Source organism: Saccharopolyspora thermophila (genome assembly GCF_014646075.1).
Classification (GTDB): Bacteria; Actinomycetota; Actinomycetes; order Mycobacteriales; family Pseudonocardiaceae; genus Saccharopolyspora; species Saccharopolyspora thermophila.
Window position 1 is genome coordinate 130,812 of sequence record NZ_BMMT01000005.1, and the last position, 20,152, is coordinate 150,963.

Sequence of the window (20,152 nt, forward strand, 5' to 3'; positions counted from 1 at the left end):
CCCGTCACCGACAACGGCTCAGCGGTCGAACCGACCGGCCTTCACGCCACCGATGAAGCTGCGGAACGCAGCGGCGGACGTGGCGAGAACGGGCGAGGAGTCGCCCAACTTCGAGTCGCGCACCAACGCGCGCCCCGGCAGGTTCACCGCGACTTCGACGCAGGCGTTGGCCTGCGCGCTGCGGCTCGACTTCCGCCACTGGGATTGGGTGCTCACGATCTACTCCTTCGGACCTCAGCCGTCGTACCTGCCGCTCTTGATCGCGGCGACGAACGCTGCCCACTGGTCGGCCGTCGCGGTGAAGTACCCGGCCGCGCGGTTCTTGGTGTCGCGGACGGCCGCACCGTCACCAACTCGACCGACCTCGACGCAGTTGGTCTCCTGGCTGCTCCGGCTCGACTTCCGCCAGCCGACGACAGCGGGCTGCTCTAACGTCACTTCATCGTCTCCTTCTGGTTGAGGACGCGAGCGACAAGTCCGGCTGTGGCGTCCGAGCTTATTCGCCACCCGCTCGAGATCTTCTCGCGCTGAGACGAATGCTTTCACGTCTGTCTCGTCACACAGAAACGCCGATGACGTGTGCGGTGATCATCACCGGGTAAGTTGGCCTGCCTTTCTGGGGCGGGTCGACGGAGTCGACGAGTGGTCACCGGCGTCGGCCGTGGTTCGGCGTCGGTGTGCTGGTCTGGGGTATTGGTCTTGGGCTTTCGAACCAGCCTCTGGGCTCTGAGCTCCTTCTGGCCTATCGGTTCCGGATGGTGATTCGCTGGTGTAGCTCGGGATCGAGGTGGCCGGCGCTGAGGTCGCGCAGCGGCACCATGAACCAGGGCTGGGGGCCTCCTCCTGGCCGGTAGATCGGGACGAAGGCTTGGTGGGCGAGGGAAATCGCGTAGTCGACCGAGACTTCGTGGTGGGCGTTGAGAACTGCCGTACCGTGCCAGGGCATCACGCCTGAGCCGCCGAGCGGGATGAAGCGGAACCGGCCCGGGGTGGGGCGGATCGAGAAGCTCATACGGACGCGGTCGCGGCCCCACAGGGCCCCGTAGTTCAGGTCCGCGTCCACGTGCTTGTTGGCCAGGTAGGTGATCGTCTCCCGCCAGGTCAGGTCGAGCAGGTCGGCCCGGGCGGCCCGGACCTCCGCGGGCACTGTTCGGTCGCTCAGCTCGTAGGGGTCGGCGTAGATCTGCTGGGACCAGGCAAACGGGTCACCGCCGCGGTGCGGAACATCGACCGCGTGCAGGACCGAGCGGAACAACTCGACGAACCGCGGCTGGCCGGGGTGGCCCGGATCGCGGGCGTCGGCTTCGGCGAGGACCGCCAGCGGGTCGCGGCGGATGTCCAGGCCCTCGAACGCGGCGGTGTACCGGGCCCGGTGCTCGTCCAGCAGTGCCGGGCGTTGCGCGCGGTCGCCGCAGTCCGGGTGCTCGTCGGCCGCGTCGTCGATGTCGCGCACCACGACGATGTCCCGCGCCCCGGTGCTGTCCAGCAGGTCCGCGAACGCCTCGTGGTAGCCCTGGTAACGCCCCGGCGCGCGGAACCGGAAGTGGCTGGGGTCCGCCAGCGCCGTCACCCGGATGCCCGGCGGGTGGATCTGCCGGATCGCCGCGTCGAGCTGGAGCAGCCGCGCCAGCATCGCCACCTCAGCCAGGTCCGGCAGCCCGCCCAACGCCTTCAGCCGCGACCCGTCCTGCTTCGTCGGCGGGCCGAGCATCACCAGCGGCACCGGCAGATTCGCCTCGACCGCCGCGCGCATGTCCGACTCGGCCGCCTCCGGCGGGTACGCGGACCTCGCCGCGCCGAACGGCTTGGCCGTGATCACCCGCCACAACGCCCGCACGACGCCCTCCGTCCCGGCACGGACCCGCCGGCCCAGCTGCCGACCTCGCTCGATGGCGTTGCCGCACAACGACTTCACGATCCGCCGCTGCTGCTCGGCGGTCAGCTCCACACCCCGGCGCCACACCGCGGGATGCGTGCTGAACTCGCCGACCCGCAGCTGCGCGATCGACGTCGCGTGCGACAACCGCGGTTCGGCCGCGCGCGGCTCGCCCGCGACGTGCACGACGTGCCCGCGCCCGAGCGGGAGCGGGTGCGGCACCGACTCGAATGTCGCGACGCGCCACGTGTCCTCCACGCTGTCCTGCGCGGTGAACCCGGGCGCGCCGACCGCGACGACCACGGCGTCCGGGAACGCGGCCCGCAGCGCGCGGCGGTTGGCCGCCGAGTCGTCGAACGCCGCGATGAGCTCGTGGCCCGCCATGCCACGCAGCGCCGCCACCTTCTGATCGGCGATGCCCGCCACCGGGCCGTCGTCGGTGGTGTGCAGCGGTACGTGCCCGAGACCGCACCGGGCGAGGAGTTCCTCGGTGGCGTCCCGCATCCGGTGGCGCCGACCGGTCAGCCAGACGACCCGGCCCCCGGCGTGCTCGACGTCCCGCACGAAGCGGACCAGGCCCGGCGCCACCTCGTCGGTGAGCAGCGCGGTGCGCTGCCACGACAGGGCACCGCGGAACTCGGCGTAGCAGGCGTCCCAGTCCAGCCCCGGATGCCGGGCCGGCAGCCCGGTGCGTTCCAGGAACGGCCGCCAGGCCGCCTGGTACAGCCCCGGCAGCACCGGCAGGCTCGCCGCGTCGACGAGTTCGTCGACGTCATACCGCTTCCCCACCGCGGACAACGCCTCGCGGACGCGCCGCCGCGGGTGCAGCGCGCAGAAGTCGAGGTCCACCGCGACGAGCGGCTGCGGCGAGCGCTCGTCACGTCGGCGTCGGGCGCCGGCCTCCCGGACGAGCTGGAGCACGTGCCGCACGAGTTCGTCCTGCTGCGCCGCAACGCAGTGCACGAACGGCCGCCACGGGTGCTCGCCCGCGAACGCCGCCGCCGCGTCCTCGGACAGGTAGCGCAGCTCCTGCGTCAGCACATCGTCCACGGCGGACAGCGCTCGCTGCTGCTCGACACCGGTGATCTCCGCCGCCGCCAGCACCAGGTCCACGAGCTGCTGGTGCACCGCGGAAACGGCCCGGGACACCGCCGGCTCGGATTCCGCGGTGATCACCTCGGTGAGCAGGACCCGCCCGGTGGCCCCCAGCTCGGCATCCGCTTCCACACCGATGTCCCCGGCGGGCAGCAGGCCGGCGACGAGCAGCCCGCGGAACGTCACGACCACGGGCCGCACCACGAACTCCAGCAGGTAGTCCAACTCCGCCCACGAATCCGGCCTGCTCTCCAGGAACCGCTTCACCGGCAGCGCTTCGCCGCGGAACTGCTCACCCAGCAGATCGCGCAGCAGCACCGCCTCCGCCGCCTCATCCGGCGGCACCACCTGGCAGTGCAGCGGCAGCAGGGCGTCCCGCGCGATCAGTTCCCGCGCACGTTGCCGCAGTCGGCCGGGACCGTACACCACTTCTCCAATCGGATCTTCGCTGTTGCTGGGCACGTTGCGGCACCACGGGAGCGCGCGAACCGCGACACGGGGGATCAACGCCCCCGCACCAGGGCGCGACAGAAGCACCGAATCATCCGGAGGAACGCGTGGCGAATCCGCGTTGTTCGGACCACGTGGCGGCCGCGATACATCAGGAATCGATCACGTCATGCCGCGGTTGGCGTGTTCCCGCCCCGCGGTGCATCCCCCGCCTGGGGCACGGGAACCGCTCGACAGCCCGGCCCGGGGTGGGCCGCGAAGTTCGGCCCGGGTGAACTCGTTTCCGCCGACCACCGAAAGCCCCGGTCAACGGGGGTGGCAGCGGGGCAGAGACGCGTCAACCCCAGGGATGACGCGTCTGTCGCCGAATGGTCATTCGCCGTCGGTGAGTTGCACCAACGGAACGTATCCGCACTGCTCCATCCGGCGCAGTGCGGCTCGGCCGCGCTTGTCCAGTTCTCGCCGGGAAATCCAGCCGGCGGCGTAGTGCCGGTAGGACTGTGCGAGCAGCACCAGTTCCGCGAGGTGGTCGGCGTGCCGGCGCCGGAGTTCGTCCGGCAACTGCGGCAACGTCTCGACCTGGGCGTCCACCACGTCGTCGAGCAGCTGCGCGGACCGCAGGGCGCGCGTCCGGCGCCAGCGCGGCAGGCCCGAAAGGAACTTCGCGATCATCGACAGCCCATCCAGTAGCAATGCACCGATGCACCAGTTCGCTCGTATGGTTTACCCCTTATGAATCAGCCCGCCACTAGGAATGACCAAGAGATCGCTCTGAGTGCCGAAATATCGCCCGTTCGGACGCACCCGGTCGGCCGCCGAGTCAGCTGTACGGAGCCCACTGCGTGACGAGATCACCCTCTCGGAGGGTGCGCAGCCGCCGGTGCAGCTGCTCCCGCACCCCCGGTTTGCTGCGCAGGATCGGCAGGACTCCCGTGGTGATCTTGAGTTCGCGCAGCTCGCGCAGGACCGGGAAACCCTCCCACGCGGTGATGTCGAACCCGTAGGCCCGCGCCAGCTCGTCCTGCCACGACGGCGGGTGGCCCATCCGCAGCCGCCCCACCGCGATCGGCGTCAGATCCCACTCCGGCGGCCCGATGCACACCGAGTCCAGATCGCACAGCACCGGACCATCCGGCCCGCCGATCACGTTGCCCAGGTGCGCATCCGCGTGGATGACGCTCCGCGGCAGCGGAAAACTCAGCTCGGCCAGGCGCTCCTCGAGGTGGTCGCAACGCTGCTCCAGGAACGCCCGGTCCGCCGGGTCGATCTCCACCGCGTCGGCCAACCGGCGCCGGATGTCGGCCATCGGCTGCCAGTCCAGAAAGTTCGGAGACGCCGGCTTCGAGTGCATCCGGCGCAGCAGTTCCCCCAGATCGGCGCCGCTGGGCATCGGCCCGATCTCCGGGACGTGCTGCCACAGCGTCGCCAGGTGCTCCCCCACCTGCACCGGCTGGTCCAGTCCCGGCAGCAGGCGCACGGCCGGGACGTCGTGCACGGCCAGCCAGCGCGCCGCCTCGACGGCGTTGAAAGCGCGGTAGGTGAACGACGGGGAGAGCACGACGCGCACGATGACGGGCTGCTCGCGAAGCAGGAAAACCCCGTTGTTGACGAATCTGATCAGCCGCGCGCCACGCGGATCCAGGCCGACGGACGCGCACACTTCGGTCAGTGCCAGCTCCAGCTCCGGCGGGGCGGACCGACCCTGTTCCACCTGGTATGTCTTCATGCCCATGTTCTCAAACCGAGGGTGCCGGACCGGCTTACCCGCATGGTCCGCCTCATGCCTGGCGGAACCGCCGGACGTCCTCGAACAGGTCGCGGACATCGGAGTTCATCCGATGCTTGCCCGCTTCCAGCTCCAACGGCTTGAGCCGGTCGGCGACCCGCGCGGACTTGACCCGCTCACCGAAATGCAGCGCCTGCCGCCCGACCTTGACACCCTCCTGCAGGTCGCCGGCCCGGAAGTGGTTGGTGGCCTGCAGGCTCAACCCGAACACGTGGGTGCGCTGCATGTCCGTCCCGTACGCCTCGTTGCACTTGATGGTCTCGGCGACGGCGATCGATGCGTGCTTCTTCGGGTCGAAGACGGCCAGCGCGTCGTGCGCGGAGCCGATCATGCCGTGCAGGTCGTTCTCGGTGAAGAAGCGCACCCAGTCCGGCGCCTCGTCCACGTTGGCGCGGGCGAACTCGTCCTTGGTGCGGCCCACCATCTTCTGCACCTGGTCGGGCTTGTTGAGCATCCCGTAGGCCCATGCCTCGTTGGCGCACAGCACGGCCACGGTCAGCGCCGAACCCGACTCCTGCGCGGCGATCTGCCCGAGCTGGAACAGTTTCAACGCCTCGTTCGGCTCCTGGTAGTGCAGGTAGACCCGGCCCATCCGGTAGAGAACGCTGGCCACCAGGCCGTCGTCATCGGCCTGCCTGGCGAACTCCAGGGCCTTGCCGAAGTGCCCACGTGCGGGGTCGAGCAACCCGATGTCGAACGACGTCCAGCCGGCGAGGCTGTGCATGTCCGCCAGGGCCACGAACAGCTGCTTGCGCACCGCCTCCGTGGCGGAGGACTCCAGCAGCTGCTGGGCCCAGGACAGCTGGGCCACCACGGCGTCGCGGCAGGTCCCGCCGCCGTAGCGGTAGTCGAGGTCGCGCAGGGCCTTGGTGGCGGCCTGGATCTGCTGCACGTCGGTCATGCCGATGCGTGCCGGTGCCGGGGTCTGGGCGCTCGCCGGTACCCAGGAACTGTCCTCCGCGCCGAACACAGCTGCACCCATGGTCACCGCCGCGGCGTGGGACAGGAACTTCCGACGCTTCACCGACTCGTCCTCCTCAGCATCGGGGGCGTTGCGTGCTTTCGCGACCCGCATCGCGGTAGCCCCGTCGTAGGCGAGGCCCATGTAGCCCCGCGGAATTCCCAACCCGTCGGCGATCCGGGCCAGCACGTCGTAGGCCATGACCTGCCGCCCCTTGAGGATCTCGGACACCTCGGACTGCGACTGCCCCGTGGAGGCTGCGATCTGACGTTGCGAGACGCCATGCCGACGGAGTTGCCGGTAGATCTCACTGACGTCGCGCCGCGCCAGCGCATCCCGCATCTCCCGATCGTTCCAAACGTCGGGTGTAACGGGAGAGCCGCCAGAACCGATTCCGTTCATTTAGACCCCCTGACGCTCTGCACGGGCGTTGGTCGCAGGGTAAGGGCACTGCGGCAACGCGGTGAAGTGCGGTTCGGTAGAGGTGATCGGCGGGGCTGAAGTCCGCCGACCGCTCGTCGTTGCCGTTGGCCCGGTCACCGCCCTGCCACTAGGCGATGAGGGCCATCCCGTTCCAATCTAGTCAGCACAGGCGAACCGAGCACGGATGGGAACGGACGAACAATGCGGAATGCCCACGGCGCGAACGGCCAACCGGCCGAGGACACTGCGCCGTCCGCGGTTCGTCACCGGTGGTGGCGGGTGGAATGCCGGGATGTGGCGAACACCCACCGCGTCCTGACCGTGCTGGTCAACCGGGACAGGGTGGTGCTCGTCGGACCGCCCGGCCGCGCCGCGGTGCTGTCGAGGGTCGGCCTCGCCGGGCTGACGACCGCGCTGCGGGACGCCGCTGTGCAGGCGAGAAAGTGACGGTGACGTTTCGGTGGATGAGATCCTGGGGCAGGTGCTGCGCAACGCGGTGCGGGAGCGGCTCGACATGCTGAGCGAGCTGGCGAACCGCGCTGACGCCCCGTCCCTGCTCTCCGTTGCGCGTTCCGAGCTACCTCGGCTCACGGAGGGATGGCGAACGCTGCTCGCCGCTCACGACGCCGACGACAAGGGCAACTGCCCGGAGTGCTCGAGCCGCTGGCGCCCGCAGAAGGCACCGTGCTCGGTGTGGCGCTCGGCCTACGACCACCTGGTGGCAGGTGCCCTGGCACCCCGTCCCGCACGGCACCAGCGCCCGGCGCACGCTCTGCGCCCGGCGGCGCCGGTGCCGTAAAGCCGGCGGACTCGGCCCCGGACAGCAACACCTCCTCCCCGACCCGGGGTGCCGAGCAACCGCCAGGTGGCGGCCGACGGGCGATCAGTCGTGCATCCCCGACCTCGGCTGGCGCCCGCCGGCCGCCACCGCGAGACCACAACTGCACAGACTTCCGCGGGCTGGTGCTGACGCACTCCCCTCCCCCCGACCGGTGCCGGTCCGCGGACTCCAACCACTCCGGACACCCGTTTCCCCGGACGGACCCGGAGTTTGGAAGGGTCCTGGTGCTCGTTTCCCCGACCGAGCCCCAGGACCCTTCTTGTCGGTACGTCCGGCACCCCCGTTCCCCGCCAAGTCCGGTCCCGGCACCCGGCTGGCTCCCGAAGACCTCGGCGTTTGCCTGAAGTTGGGCGACCGGCGGGGTTACCTGCGGCGGAGGCGGGCTCGGGCTGCGAAGTCCTCGTCGAGGCGGACTCCTGGGTGGGGGGCCGTGCCCCGGGGTGTCGGGACCGCTGGTCGGTCGACCAGGTGGGTTCGGTCCGCTGGGACCATTGCCCAGGGTTGGCGGGGGCCCAGCAGCGGCGAATACACCGGGACGAATCCCTGGTCCAGCAGGGAGATCGCGAAGTCCACCGCCACATGACCGCGCGGGTCCAGCACCCCCGTGCCCTGCCAGGGCAACAGCCCCGAGCCGCCGAGGTAGGTGAAGCCGAGGCAGCCCTTGCGGACCGCGCTCAGCGTCAACCGCACCCGGTTCGGAAACATCCGCTCGTAGCCGAGCTCGTCGTCGACCTGCATGGTCGCCAGGTAACGGATGACGGTGTGCCACGCGCGGCGCAACACCGCCCGGCGGGCCTGCCGCACCTCCGCCGACACGCCCTGGTCGGTCACGTGGTAGATGTCGGCATAGACCAGGGTGGACCACTCCAGCCGGTCGATGCCCTGCGGCACCGTGACCGGCACCGAGTACACCAGCGACATCAGGATTTCCCGGAACAGTCCGATGACGTGCGGCGCGAACTCGTCCGCCGTCGCCGTCCACCGGTGCACCCGCTCCAGCGTCCGCAGCGGGTTGTCGGTGATGTCGAAGCGGCGCAACGACTCGCTCAGCAACCTCCGGTACCGGGCGACACGCTTCGCCCGCTCCGCCTGGATGCCCGGGCCGAGCCGCCGCTCGGCCACCACGTCGATGTCCTCCACCGCGGTGCGGTCGCCGATGCCGACCAGGTCGACGTACTCCCGTAGCTTGCGCTGGTAGGCGTCGGTGATCGAGGCGGGCCGAGTCCGGAAGTGCCGCCCGTCGGTGAGGATGTGGAAGCGCAGGCCCGGCGGGTACACCGCGCTGACCGCGCGATGCATCTCCCGCAGCCGGGCCATCCCGCCGAGCTCAGCGAGGTCGGGCAGCGGGCCGGCGGCCTTCAACCGGTTCAGGCACTGCTTCACCGGGAAGCCGAGCAGCACCACGTCGATCGGTTCGCCGCGCCGCACGAGCGGTTCGGCGTCCGCCCGCAGGTCCGCCAGCTGGTAGTTGGACCGCGACCCCTTGATGAACTGCTTGCGGGTGAACACGTGATGCAGCGCGGCCAGCACGCGCTCGTCGTCGCGCTGCTCGTCCAGCCCGAACTTGGCGACCGCGCCGCGTCCGGTGCGGGCCGCCGCGCGGTCCGCGTCGGCCAGCACGGAGTCCACAATGGAATACGTCTCGCGGGCGGTCAGGTGCACGGCCCAGCGCTGCGCCAGCCGGTTCCTGCGCAGCGCGCCGATCTGCAGTTCCTCCAGCGAATGCGTGTTGGACAGCCGCGGGCCGACGCGCGCGCCCGGGCGCGGGGTGGTCTCGAAGGTGGCGATCACGCCCGCGCCGTCGGCGACCGGCCGGTCCGGGAGGCGTTCCACGGCGAGGCCGGGGATCTCCACCGCCACCGGCAGCGCTTCGCCAAACTCCTTGGTGACCGCGATGCGGTTGGCCAGCGCGTCGTCGAAGACCGCGACCACGTCGAGGTCGCCGAGCTCGCGCAGCTTCTCCACCGTCAGCTCCGAGTGCGAGCGGGCGCTGTCCTCGGGCAGGCACAGCAGCGTCGCGTCCGGCACCCCGGCGGCGGCCAGGACCTCCTCGGTGTGCGCCCGGAACCGCTTGCGCCGACCGGTGTAGAACACCACCCGGCCGCCGGCGTCCTGCACGTCCCAGACGAACCGAGCCAGGCCGGCGTTGACGCTGTCGGTGCGCAGCTTCTCCCGCGGCCGGGACAGAAAAGCCCGGACGAACTCCACCCGCACCTGCTCCCAGTCCACCGCCGGGTAGCGCTCGCGCAGTCCGCTGAGCTCGACGAAGTTGCGCCAGCTGCCGGGCGCATGAGTGGGCAGCACCGGCAGCGTGCCGGGACCGGCGAGTTCGAAGATGCCCTCCGGCGCGCCGGGCCGCGGTCCGGCGACCGAGCGGGCGGCGTCCAGAATGCGTTGCAGCGGGACGAGTCCGCACAGGTCGATGTCGATGACCACGGTCGGCTGCGGGACCCGGGCGTCGCGACGGCGTCGCTGGGCGCGCTGCTCGACCCTCTCGAGCACCGATCGAAGCACCGCGTCCTGCGATTCCGGCACGGTGTGCGCGTAGCACTGCAACGGCTGTTCGCCGGAGAGCAGGTCGGCGGTGTGCGGGGCGAGGTAGCGCAGTTCCTCGGCGATGACCCGGTCGACCGCGCCGCGCACCCGGCCTTCGTGGCGCCCGGCATCCAGGCGGCTGAACCCGGCGCTGAGCCGGTCCAGCGTGCTGACCAGCGCGCGCACCCCACCGTCCACCTCGGACTGGTCGGGTTCGTGGCTGATCCGCGCGTAGTCGGTGACCACGATCCGGCCGGTGGCCTGCAGTTCCGGGGACAGCTCGAAGGCGACCCCGGTCTCGTCCAGGTTGAACAGCCCGACGCGGTGGCTGTCCAGAGCCAGCCGGAACGCGCGCAGCAGCGGTCGGACGAAGTGCTCCAGGAAGTACTCGAGTTCGTCCTCGCGGCGCTCGAAGCGGTTGTCCAGCACGACCCGCAGCAGCCCCGGGGTGCCGTCGGCGGCCGGGCGCAGCAGCGCGGGCAGCGTGGCGGCGATGGTGCCGCCGGGGTGGGTCGGGTGCGCCGGGGCGGGTTCGGTGAGGCGGGTCAGTGCGGTCGAACCGGTGGCGGTGTCCACCACGGCCGCGGGCACCGGCTGGGTGGCGCAGTGCATCCGCAGGTTCGGGTCGGACTCCACGATGGACGAAAGCCGTTCCCAGCCACGCAGCTGGGTCAGCGCGCTCTCCCGCGGACCGCTGGCCTGCAGCTGCACGGTGCACCGCGGGCTGCTGATGGTGATCCGGTCGTCGGGGAACGGGACGCTGCGGTCGGGGCCGGTCACCGCGGCGAGGCACTCCTCGGCCAGGTCGTGCCGCGCGCAGACGAGCAGGTCGACGCGTTCGGAGGGGACGGCGACCGCGCGGTCCGGGCGAGTGTCGGCGGTGAGCGTTCGGGTGAGCCGGTGCAGCCAGGCCGCATCGAAGGTGCGGCGGGTGCGGCGCAACCGGATCAGGGCCCGGTACAGGTCGGCCCAGGTGGGTGCCTCGCCGAGCGGCAGGCCACTGCCCACGCCGCGGAGCACGACGCCCTGCGCGGACCACTCGATCCACAGGTCGTAGCCGCCCTCGGCGAGTAGCGCGTTGGCGGCGTGGCGGGTCAGCGGGTGCCAGAGCTCGGGCGCTGGCCTCGGGTCGTCGGCGGCGAGGTGCTGCTCCGCGGGGGCGGGCAGTTCCGAGGTCAGCCGCGCGGTCACGGTGTCGCGGTGCGCGTCGTGCGCGGTGCGGCCGAGCAGGCACGGGTGCCACAGCACCGGGGCCCGGTCCACCGGGAAGGCACAGCACGTGGAACGGCGGAGAGACGAGGGGCAGCCTCGCAGTGACCCACAATAACCCTTCTGTCACGGAGAATAACGACCCGACTACACTAGATAGTGACCTTGAGCGCTGACAACATGACGCACTGCATATCTCATGGGTGTAACGCGACCGGAACCGCAGGTCAGCGACACGCCGACCAACCAGTCGGTGACCGACGTCGGGGTGGTGGTCAAGGCATCAACCATTGATTCACCCAAACGAGTGATAGCGTCCTCGGCATGTCCGGAGCGCACGACCGCCCACAGGCCGGGAAACTGTGGACAACACCGGTGTGCGGGCCCTCCTCGCAACCCCCGGTGACGCAGAGCCGGGTCGAGCTCGGCACCATCTCCACCCAGGATTCCCCTGAAAGAGATTCACGGTCATGGTCGGCAAGATGGACAGAAAGATGATCAAGGAGTCGCCTTGCCCGCCGAAGTAGCCCCGCTGCGCCGCAGGCCGGTCCAACAGCGCAGCGCCCAACGCGTGGAGAAGATGTTGTCGGCCTGCGCCGAACTGATCGACGAAGTCGGCTACGACGGCTTGACGACCACCCTCATCGCCGAGCGTGCCGGAGTCGCGGTGGGGTCGCTGTACCAGTTCTTCCCGGACAAGCGCGCGGTCGTGCAGGAGCTGACCCTGCGCAACCTCGACCGCTTCGTGCGCACCGTCTCCGCCCGCTTCGAACAGCTGGAGCTGGAGCACTGGTGGGACGCGGTCGACGCGGTCTTCGACGTCTACCTGACCATGCACCGCGAGGTCCCGGCGTTCAGCCGGCTGCACTTCGGCGACGTGGTGGATCTGCGGCTGCTGGACCCGAGCAAGGACAACAACGCGGTCATCGCCGAGAAGCTCACCGGGCTGATCGCCGAGGAGTTCGGCCTGGACCCGGCGGACCTGCTGCTGCCGCTGGCCGTGGCGGTGGAGGCGGCGGACGCGGTGCTGCACCTGGCGTTCCGGCGCGACCCGGCGGGTGACCGCACACTGGTCGCCGAGGCCAAGGAGTTGGTGCGCGGCTACCTGTCCAACCGGATGCCCGACGGTCACCCGAAGGATTTGCCCTCACCGCGGTAGGTCGGCACGGTCGCGGCCACCCGGTCGCCAGTCACCAGGTGATAGTGCGCGAAGCGCTCGGCGAGCTCCCCGGCCTTGGCGTGCCGGAACCACACCCGGTCGCCGAGGTGGAGCCCCCGGGCCGCGTTGCCGACCACGGGCGTCTGCACCTCCCCGGCGCTCTCGGTGGCGATCAGCCGCAGCCCCGCGGGCAACCACGGCGTGGGCACCCGGTCCGCGCCGGGCGGACCGGACGCCGGGTAGCCGCCGCCGAACAGGGTCGCGATGCGGCTGCTGGGCCGGTGCACCACGGGCAGCGCGAACAGCACCGCCGGGCGCGGCCGGAAGCTGCGGTAGCCGTCGAACAGGGTCGGCCCGATCAGACCGGAACCGGCGGCGAGTTCGGTGACGGCCGGCTCGGCGGCGGTGCGCTCCAGGCTTCCGGTACCCCCTCCGTTGACGAACTCCAGCTCGGTCATCGACCGCACGGCCCGCACCACCGCGGCCCGGCGCTCGGCGAGCTCGGCGGCGGAGCGCCGCTGCATCCAGCGCAGCGCCGCCGCGCGCAGCGGGCGCCCGGTCGGCGCGTCGCCGAGACCGGCGATCTGGCCCTCGTAGGCCATCAGGCCGACGAGCCGGAACCCGCGGCGGCGCAGTACCAACCCGGCGACCCGCCGGACCTGCTCCACGGAGTGCAGGGGCGAGCGGTGGGCCCCGACGTGCAGCCCACGCAGCGGGCGCCAGGAGGCGTCGACCTCCAGGCAGAGCCGGATGTCCGGGCGGTTCGGCCCGACCGCCCGGTCGATGAGGTCGAGGTGCTCAACCGAGTCGACGACCAGCGCGATCGCCGCGGCCGCGGCCGGGTCGGCGGCGAGTGCGCGCAACGCGCCGCGGTCCACCGTCGGGTAGGCGACGAGGATGTCGTCGCTGAGCCCTTCGCGGTGCAGCCAGAGGGCTTCGGCAAGGGTGTAGCACATCAGCCCGGCGAAGCCCGGGAGGCGCAGGGTGCGTCGCAGGAGTTCGCGGCAGCGTACGGACTTGGTGGCGACCCGGATCGGCCGCCCTGCGGCGCGCCGGGCGAGGTCCGCCGCGTTGTGGTCGAAGGCGTCCAGGTCGACCACCGCGAACGGGGGGTCGAGCTCGCCGGTGATGGTGTCGAGCCGGAGCACGGCACAACCGTAGGCCAGGAACCCTTGTTATGCGAATTAGATTCACATAATTTCTCGATCACGGCACCCGAAGGAGTGGTCGGCCATGCAGCGATGGACCAACTGGGCGGGAACCGCGACCGCCACCCCCGCGTCCGTGGTGCGCCCGCGGGACACCGCCGAAGCCGCGGACGCCATCCGCGCCGCCGCCCGCGCCGGCCGCACCGTCCGGCCGCTGGGCACCGGCCACTCGTTCACCGCGATCGGCTCCCCGGACACCGGATGCGCGCTCGACCTCACGCACTGGTCCGGGATCGTCCGCGCCGACCCCGACACCTGCCTGGTCGAGGTGCGCGCGGGCACCCCGCTGCACCGGCTCAACGCCGAACTCGACGACCTCGGCCTGGCCATGGCCAACCTCGGCGACATCGACCAGCAGACCATCGCCGGGGCCATCTCCACCGGGACGCACGGCACCGGCGGTCGGCTCGGCGGCCTCGCCACGCAGGTTGAGCAGTTGCGGCTGCTGCTGGCCGACGGCACCGAGGTCCGCTGCTCGGCGACCGAACGGCCGGAGCTATTCGCCGCCGCCCGCGTCGGACTCGGCGCTCTCGGGGTGATCACGACCGTGACGCTGCGCTGCGTGCCCGCGTTCGCGCTCGCCGCCGACGAGCACCCGGAACCGCTGGACGAAGTGCTCGACCGGTTCGACGAGCTCGTCGCCGACAACGACCACGTCGAGTTCTACTGGTTCCCGCACGGGTCGAACACGCTGGTCAAGCGGAACAACCGGCTGCCGGCCGAGCAGGAGCCGCGTCCGCTGCACCCGGTCCGGCACTTTCTGGAGTACGAGGTGCTGGAGAACCGGCTGTTCGGCGCGGTCTGCCGGATCGGCCGCGCGGTGCCCGCCCTGGTGCGCCCGCTGAACCGGCTGTGCGGCTCGACCTGGTCGGCCCGCGCCTACAGCGACCGCTCCCACCGGGTGTTCACCACCCCGCGCACGGTGCGGTTCGTGGAGAGCGAGTACGCCATTCCGCGGGAGTCGCTGCGCGAGGTCATCACCGAACTGCGGTCCGCGGTGCGCCGGGTGGAGCACCCGGTGATGTTCCCGGTCGAGGTGCGGGTGGCCGCGGCCGACGACATCTGGCTGTCCACCGCCCACCAGCGCCCGACCGCCTACGTCGCCATCCACCAGTTCCAGGGCATGCCGTACCGGCACTGGTTCGACACCTTCCAGGACGTGGTCGACACCGTCGGCGGGCGGCCGCACTGGGGCAAGATGCACCGACTCGACGCCGCCGCGCTGCGCGAGCGCTACCCGCGGTTCGACGACTTCCGAAAGGTGCGGGCCGAGGTGGACCCGGGCGGGGTCTTCCGCAACGCCTACCTGGACCGCGTCCTCGGCTGGTGAACAGCCGCGCGGACCGCCTCCGCGACCGGGGTGTCGCCGTTGACCAGTTCCAGGGCGCGGCGCGCCGAGGCCGGTTCGTCCAGCAGCGCCACCAGCACCGCCGCGACGTCGGCACGGGTCACGTCGGCGCGTTCCACCGAGTCGCCGAGCACGACCCGGCCGGTGGGCGGATCGTCGGTCAGCCGCCCCGGACGCAGGATCGTCCAGTCCAGGTCGCGGCGCTGCAGGTCCTGCTCGGCGGCCCGCTTGGCGTCCAGGTAGGCGCCGAACACCGGGTCCACGCCGGGCGGGTTCGGCCGGGCTGCGCCCATCGCGCTGATCTGCAGGAAGCGGCGCACCCCGGCCCGCTCGCAGGCGTCGGCCAGCAGCACCGACGCGGCTCTGTCCACAGTGTCCTTGCGCGGTGCGCCGCTGCCCGGGCCGGCTCCGGCGGCGAACACCGCGGCGTCCACATCGGACAGAAGCGCGGCCAGCGCCGCGACATCGAGCCGCTCCAGGTCGGCCAGCTCGGGCTCGACGCCGTCGGCGCGCAGGTCCGCCGCGTGGTCCGGGTTGCGGATCAACCCGAGCACCGAGTCACCGCGTTGGACCAGCAGCGCCCCCAGCCGGCGGGCGATCTTCCCGTGGGCTCCGGCAACAACGATTCGCATGCTCCCAAGCTAGCCGCCACGCGCCGCAGCGGTGCGGACGTCGCGAGGTGCGGGCTGGTCGGGTGACGGGTCATGCACAGGTTGTGGACAACTCGGCTGAACCTGTGGACAAGTCGCGGTTCCAGCCGGTCCCGACCACTTGGGACCACCTGGAACCGCATTCCCAGGGGTTCAGCTGCGGGACGGCGCCGGGGCCTCGCTCGCGAGCAGCTGCTGGTAGATCACCTCGTTCACCCAGCGCGACACCGCGGTGTGCGCCACCGGCGGGGCGTCGTCGAAGCAGCGGCCGGGCAGTTCCTCCTGCACGCTGTCGCCGTCCGCGCTGAGCACCGCGATGCCGAACTGGCGGGCCCGGAACAGGCAGGTCGCGGCGAAGTCGGGGGCCACCGCGACATGCCGCGGCACCACGATCGCCGCGCTGGTGAAGCGGGCGAACGGCACCGCAGCCGTCAGCGCGCTGCGCCAGTGCCGGGCCGGGGCCAGCACCCCGGTGATGCGGGCGGCCGGGGGCGGCACCCGCCCGTCCATCTCCGGCCACACCCAGGTCGCGATCTCGGCCCGGTCGAGCACCGGTCCGCTGCCGAAGCACAACCGCTCGGCGTGCGCGTCGGGCAGCAGCTCGGCCACCGCGATGATGTGCCGCCCGAGCAGCTTCACCGGCGGCAGCACGCTGCCCGACCAGCACAACGCGTCCACCGACTGTTGGGCCAGCCGTCCCATGGAGGCGGCATGGCCGAGCGGGGACCGGACCTGGGTGCTGCAGATCCGGAACTCGTCTTCGGTCAGGGCACGTCCCGGCATTCCGGTCACAGCGTTCCGCCTCCCTATGCGCTGCGCTTGCTCTCTACGGCCCCGCCCGCGACGGGTCCAACTGCGACTAAAACAGCTCAAGGCCGTTCCTGCGCTGCTCAACCGGGGTCGCTGCGACCGGCGGCGGACATCGGTCGGTGACTGGTCGATGAACGACAACAGGACTTCAGCCCAGCGATGCGGCCATTCAGGTGATTCCCGGCGAGACGGAGCAACCTCACGCCGTTCTGACGTCAGCGGCGGAGCCGCTTGCCCGCCACCATCGCGGGTCGACCCGAGCCGCGTCAGCGGGAGAGCCGGTCGCAGCTGCTGCGCTCCTCCTCGATCAGCCGCTGCCGGATCGCTTCGGCCGCCGACAGCAGGGTTTTCACCAGCTTCGGGACCTCGGCGCGGACGCTGTGCGCCACCACGCCGAGCGCGGCGATCACCACGCCGCCGACGTCGTGCACCGGGACGGCCACCGAGCAGCTGCCGAGCGTCATCTCCTCGTTGGCCTGCGCGAACCCGCGGTTGCGCACGACCTGCAGTTCGCGCCCGAGTCGCCCGGGCTCGGTGATCGTGTACGGGGTGTGCCGGGACAACCCGCGTTCGCAGTACTGGTGTATGACGCTGGCCGGGGCGTGCGCCAGCAGCACCTTGCCGACGCTGGTCGAGTGCAGCGGCAGCCGGCCACCGCTACGGGACATGATCGGCACCGCGCGCGGGGTGGTGAGCTTCTCGACGTACACCACCTCCATCCCGTCGCGAACCGCCAGATGCACGTTGTCGTGGGTGCTCTGGCACAGCTCCTGCAGGTATGGCAGGGCGATCTCCCGGAGCCGGCTGTTCACCGGGGCGAGCTGACCGATCTCCCACAGCCGCAGGCCGATGGCGTAGCGCCCGTCGGAGTCGCGTTCGAGCGCGCCCCAGAGCTCCAGCTCGCGGACCAGCCGGTGCGCGGTGGCCAGCGGGATGCCGGCGCGGCGGGCGATGGCGGTGAGGGTCAGGCGGGTGTGGTCGCTGTCGAAGGCGGTGAGGACGCTCAGCGCCCGAGCCGTCACGGACCGACCGGGATCCCGGCTGTTCCCCGCCATCGTCGTCCTCCTGTGCCGCGGCTCCGGTGACCGCGGGCCTCCCGAGGTGGCACGGGCTCCGTGCCGCCGCAAGTACTCACCCAATCGATCGACAAGCCCAGCACATGGTCCGCTCGCCGCCAAGCCCGTTTCGCCGAACCGGCGGTCAGCAGCGGGGAGAGGAGGGCGGTGAACTCCGATCATCGCGGCGTAGATCGCCATCCACCACCCGCGTTCACAACCCGAGCAGTTCTCGCATCCGCGCGTACTTGCGGCCGAGCCGGTCGCGGGTCGATTCGTTCAACGCGGCCAGCCGCACCGGGTCGGCATTGTGCGCCAGGTCGGCTTCCTTGACCAACAACGCGCCGGGAGTACGCCGAATCCGGGCGGCGTAGTCGGCGAGGTCTTCGCCGGGCCGTCTGGTCAGCGCGAGCACGATGTCCTTGGTCCGCTGCGGCAACGCCGCCTCGACGAGCCACTGCTCGGACAGCACCCCGTCCTCCACGGAGTCGTGCAGCCACGCGGCGCATATCTGCGCGTCGTCGCCGCCCCGGGCGCGAACCCGGGCGGCCACGGCGGCAAGGTGCTCGGCGTATGGTCGTCCGGCCTTGTCGACCTGGCCCGCGTGGGCGCGCCGGGCGAGCTCGGCGACCTCGTCGACCGGCAGTGCGCGTTCACCCACGGCACCACGGTAACGCCGGAGCAACCTGAGTAACCCAGCTCGACCAGCCCTCGTCAGACGGGACTTTCGCCACACCCGCGAGCGAAAACCAAAGGATGCCAACGAAAAGCGCCACCGCACCGTGGCTGGTCCCTGCACGGCACACGCGCAAGAAGCACGCCCTGAGCGACCACCGCACCGTGGGGGCGTGGGGGCTCGGGCCCCCACAACAAAACACGAAGAAGACCCCCGGCCAAGCACGAGCCAGGACTTCGAAGCACGAGCCGAGGGCGTCAGGCTGGTCCCTACCCAGGCCGGGAACGACAACACGCGCAAGAAGCACGCCCTGAGCGACCACCGCACCGTGGGGGCGTGGGGGCTCGGGCCCCCACAACAAAACACGAAGAAGGCCTCGGCGAAGCATGAGCCGAGGCCTTCGAAGTGGGCGAGGAGGGAGTTGAACCCTCACGTCCTTTCGGACACACGGACCTGAACCGTGCGCGTCTGCCATTCCGCCACTCGCCCGTGGCTGGCTGGAAGCTTATCCCACTCGCTTCCGACCGTTGGCACCGGGGTCACTCTCGCTTCCCGCTGCCCTGTTGGCGTGAGAACATTAGCACGGCTTGACGCGCGGGTTTCACAGGGGGGGTTGCTCCAGTTGGGAACTGGGCGGTGTCCCGCCCCGTTGACCCGGATACGATGGGCGCCAGAAGTCGTACGCGTGGAGGGATTGTGCCGTGGGCCTCGTGCAGCGCTTTGAGCGCCGACTCGAAGGCATCGTCGGTAACAGCTTCGCGCGCGTTTTCGGCGGGAAGGTCGTTCCCCAGGAGGTCGCCCAGGCGCTGCAGCGGGATGCCGAGCTGCAGGTTCGGGAGCTCGCCGGGGGGCGACTGCTCGCGTGCAACCACTACGTTGTGCAACTGAGCCCGTCCGATCACGATCGGCTCACCGACGACGAGGCCAGGGTGACCGACCTCCTCGCCGACTGCGTTCAGGAGCATCTCACCGAGCAGGGGTGGGACACATATGGTGACGTCGTAGTCTCCCTGATGCGCTCTGAGACGCTGCACACGGGACAGTTTCGAATCAGCTCGACCGTCGACCCCGACGTGACTCGACGGCCGGCACAACCGCGTACCGCAGGAGACCGACCCATGAGCCAGCCCAGCCAGCCACCAGGCCACTACCCCCAGGGAGATCCGTACAACCAGCAGGGCCAGTACGGCTACGACCAGGGCTACGGCCAAGGCCAGGACCCCAACTACGGCTACGGCCAGCCCGGCGGTTACGACCAGGGCGGCTACGGCCAGCAGCCTGCTCCCGGTTATGACCAGGGTTACGGCCAGCAGCCTGCTCCCGGTTACGACCAGGGCGGCTACGGGCAGCCCGGCGGCTACGACCAGGGCTACGGCCAGCAGCCGGGCTACGGACAGCCGCCCGCTGCCGGTTACGACCAGGGCGGCTACGGCCAACCCGGCGGCTACGACCAGGGCGGCTACGGCCAGCAGCCGGGTGGCGCCTACCCGCAGTCGGGCGGGTTCCCGGACCAGGGCGGCTACGGCCAACCCGGCGGCTACGACCAGGGCTACGGCCAGCAGCCGGGCTACGGACAGCCGCCCGCTGCCGGTTACGACCAGGGCGGCTACGGCCAACCCGGCGGCTACGACCAGGGCGGCTACGGCCAGCAGCCGGGTGGCGCCTACCCGCAGTCGGGCGGGTTCCCGGACCAGGGCGGCTACGGCCAACCCGGCGGGGCCTACCCGCAGAGTGCTCCGGGCGGCTACCCCGCGGGTGGTCCGCGCCCGCAGATCACCGCGACGCTGCACCTCGACGACGGTTCGAACCGCTCGTACACGCTGCAGCCGGGCTCGAACATCATCGGCCGCGGCCAGGAGGGCCAGTTCCGCCTGCCGGACACCGGGGTGTCCCGCAAGCACATCGAGATCACCTGGGACGGCCAGAGCGCGATGCTCGCCGACCTCGGTTCCACGAATGGCACCACGGTGAACGGCACTCCGGTGCAGACTTGGCAGTTGGCAGACGGAGACGTGATCAGGGTCGGCCACTCGTCGCTGATCTTCCGCGCGCAGCAGGCGTGATGAGGCC

General features: G+C 71.1%; 17 protein-coding genes and 1 tRNA gene. 5 read left to right on the forward strand and 13 right to left on the reverse strand.

The window, feature by feature from the left end; genetic code table 11:
- Positions 1 to 18: 18 nt before the first annotated feature.
- From IEY17_RS09775 to IEY17_RS09800, 6 genes are all read right to left on the reverse strand, one after another.
- Complete coding sequence (locus tag IEY17_RS09775) at positions 19 to 216, reverse strand: DUF397 domain-containing protein (RefSeq protein WP_188986993.1); 198 nt, start codon at positions 214 to 216, stop codon at positions 19 to 21.
- Between the two features lie 18 nt (positions 217 to 234).
- Positions 235 to 438 (reverse strand): DUF397 domain-containing protein, encoded by a 204-nt coding sequence (locus IEY17_RS09780; protein ID WP_188986994.1) that lies wholly within the window; start codon positions 436 to 438, stop codon positions 235 to 237.
- Positions 439 to 742: 304 nt separating this feature from the next.
- Positions 743 to 3,400, reverse strand: coding sequence for an L-tyrosine/L-tryptophan isonitrile synthase family protein (locus tag IEY17_RS09785; RefSeq protein ID WP_229679987.1), 2,658 nt, complete (start codon positions 3,398 to 3,400; stop codon positions 743 to 745).
- Between the two features lie 393 nt (positions 3,401 to 3,793).
- A complete protein-coding gene (locus IEY17_RS09790) occupies positions 3,794 to 4,093 on the reverse strand; it encodes a hypothetical protein (RefSeq protein WP_188986996.1) in 300 nt (99 codons plus the stop codon).
- A gap of 148 nt (positions 4,094 to 4,241) precedes the next feature.
- Positions 4,242 to 5,147, reverse strand: coding sequence for a phosphotransferase enzyme family protein (locus tag IEY17_RS09795; RefSeq protein ID WP_188986997.1), 906 nt, complete (start codon positions 5,145 to 5,147; stop codon positions 4,242 to 4,244).
- A gap of 52 nt (positions 5,148 to 5,199) precedes the next feature.
- Positions 5,200 to 6,570, reverse strand: coding sequence for a helix-turn-helix domain-containing protein (locus IEY17_RS09800; RefSeq protein WP_188986998.1), 1,371 nt, complete (start codon positions 6,568 to 6,570; stop codon positions 5,200 to 5,202).
- Between the two features lie 315 nt (positions 6,571 to 6,885).
- Here IEY17_RS09800 and IEY17_RS25315 point away from each other — a divergent pair, with 315 nt between their 5' ends.
- Positions 6,886 to 7,038, forward strand: a complete 153-nt coding sequence (locus IEY17_RS25315; RefSeq protein WP_229679989.1) for a hypothetical protein — start codon at positions 6,886 to 6,888, stop codon at positions 7,036 to 7,038.
- A 13-nt stretch (positions 7,039 to 7,051) separates the two neighbouring features.
- On the forward strand, positions 7,052 to 7,390 hold the full coding sequence (locus IEY17_RS09810; protein WP_188987000.1) for a hypothetical protein: 339 nt from the start codon (positions 7,052 to 7,054) through the stop codon (positions 7,388 to 7,390).
- Positions 7,391 to 7,795: 405 nt separating this feature from the next.
- Here the strand turns inward: IEY17_RS09810 and IEY17_RS09815 are convergent, their stop codons facing one another.
- Positions 7,796 to 11,230: an L-tyrosine/L-tryptophan isonitrile synthase family protein gene (locus IEY17_RS09815; RefSeq protein WP_229679990.1), complete on the reverse strand. Its 3,435-nt coding sequence runs from the start codon at positions 11,228 to 11,230 to the stop codon at positions 7,796 to 7,798.
- Positions 11,231 to 11,756: 526 nt separating this feature from the next.
- Here IEY17_RS09815 and IEY17_RS09820 point away from each other — a divergent pair.
- Positions 11,757 to 12,335 carry a TetR/AcrR family transcriptional regulator gene (locus IEY17_RS09820; RefSeq protein ID WP_308423972.1) on the forward strand — a complete coding sequence of 193 codons (579 nt, stop codon included), beginning with the start codon at positions 11,757 to 11,759 and terminating at the stop codon, positions 12,333 to 12,335.
- Here IEY17_RS09820 and IEY17_RS09825 read toward each other — a convergent pair.
- Positions 12,305 to 13,483 (reverse strand): alanine racemase, encoded by a 1,179-nt coding sequence (locus IEY17_RS09825; protein ID WP_188987002.1) that lies wholly within the window; start codon positions 13,481 to 13,483, stop codon positions 12,305 to 12,307. The two genes, IEY17_RS09820 and IEY17_RS09825, sit on opposite strands and share 31 nt — an antisense overlap.
- 85 nt (positions 13,484 to 13,568) lie before the next feature.
- Here IEY17_RS09825 and IEY17_RS09830 point away from each other — a divergent pair, with 85 nt between their 5' ends.
- Positions 13,569 to 14,873 (forward strand): D-arabinono-1,4-lactone oxidase, encoded by a 1,305-nt coding sequence (locus IEY17_RS09830; RefSeq protein ID WP_188987003.1) that lies wholly within the window; start codon positions 13,569 to 13,571, stop codon positions 14,871 to 14,873.
- Here the strand turns inward: IEY17_RS09830 and IEY17_RS09835 are convergent.
- The 5 genes from IEY17_RS09835 to IEY17_RS09855 all read right to left on the reverse strand — a co-directional run bounded on the left by IEY17_RS09835 (position 14,846) and on the right by IEY17_RS09855 (position 18,571).
- On the reverse strand, positions 14,846 to 15,523 hold the full coding sequence (locus IEY17_RS09835; protein WP_188987004.1) for an SDR family oxidoreductase: 678 nt from the start codon (positions 15,521 to 15,523) through the stop codon (positions 14,846 to 14,848). The genes IEY17_RS09830 and IEY17_RS09835 overlap by 28 nt on opposite strands.
- Before the next feature lie 171 nt (positions 15,524 to 15,694).
- Entirely contained in the window at positions 15,695 to 16,324 is a 630-nt protein-coding gene (locus IEY17_RS09840) for a hypothetical protein (RefSeq protein WP_188987121.1), read from the reverse strand.
- Between the two features lie 293 nt (positions 16,325 to 16,617).
- Complete coding sequence (locus tag IEY17_RS09845) at positions 16,618 to 17,406, reverse strand: IclR family transcriptional regulator (protein WP_188987005.1); 789 nt, start codon at positions 17,404 to 17,406, stop codon at positions 16,618 to 16,620.
- Positions 17,407 to 17,620: 214 nt separating this feature from the next.
- Positions 17,621 to 18,067 (reverse strand): HD domain-containing protein, encoded by a 447-nt coding sequence (locus IEY17_RS09850; RefSeq protein WP_188987006.1) that lies wholly within the window; start codon positions 18,065 to 18,067, stop codon positions 17,621 to 17,623.
- A 421-nt stretch (positions 18,068 to 18,488) separates the two neighbouring features.
- Positions 18,489 to 18,571: transfer RNA gene (locus IEY17_RS09855), tRNA-Leu, on the reverse strand.
- A 212-nt stretch (positions 18,572 to 18,783) separates the two neighbouring features.
- On the opposite strand from IEY17_RS09855, the gene IEY17_RS09860 reads away from it, so the two are divergent.
- Entirely contained in the window at positions 18,784 to 20,145 is a 1,362-nt protein-coding gene (locus IEY17_RS09860; RefSeq protein ID WP_188987007.1) for an FHA domain-containing protein, read from the forward strand.
- Positions 20,146 to 20,152 lie beyond the last annotated feature (7 nt).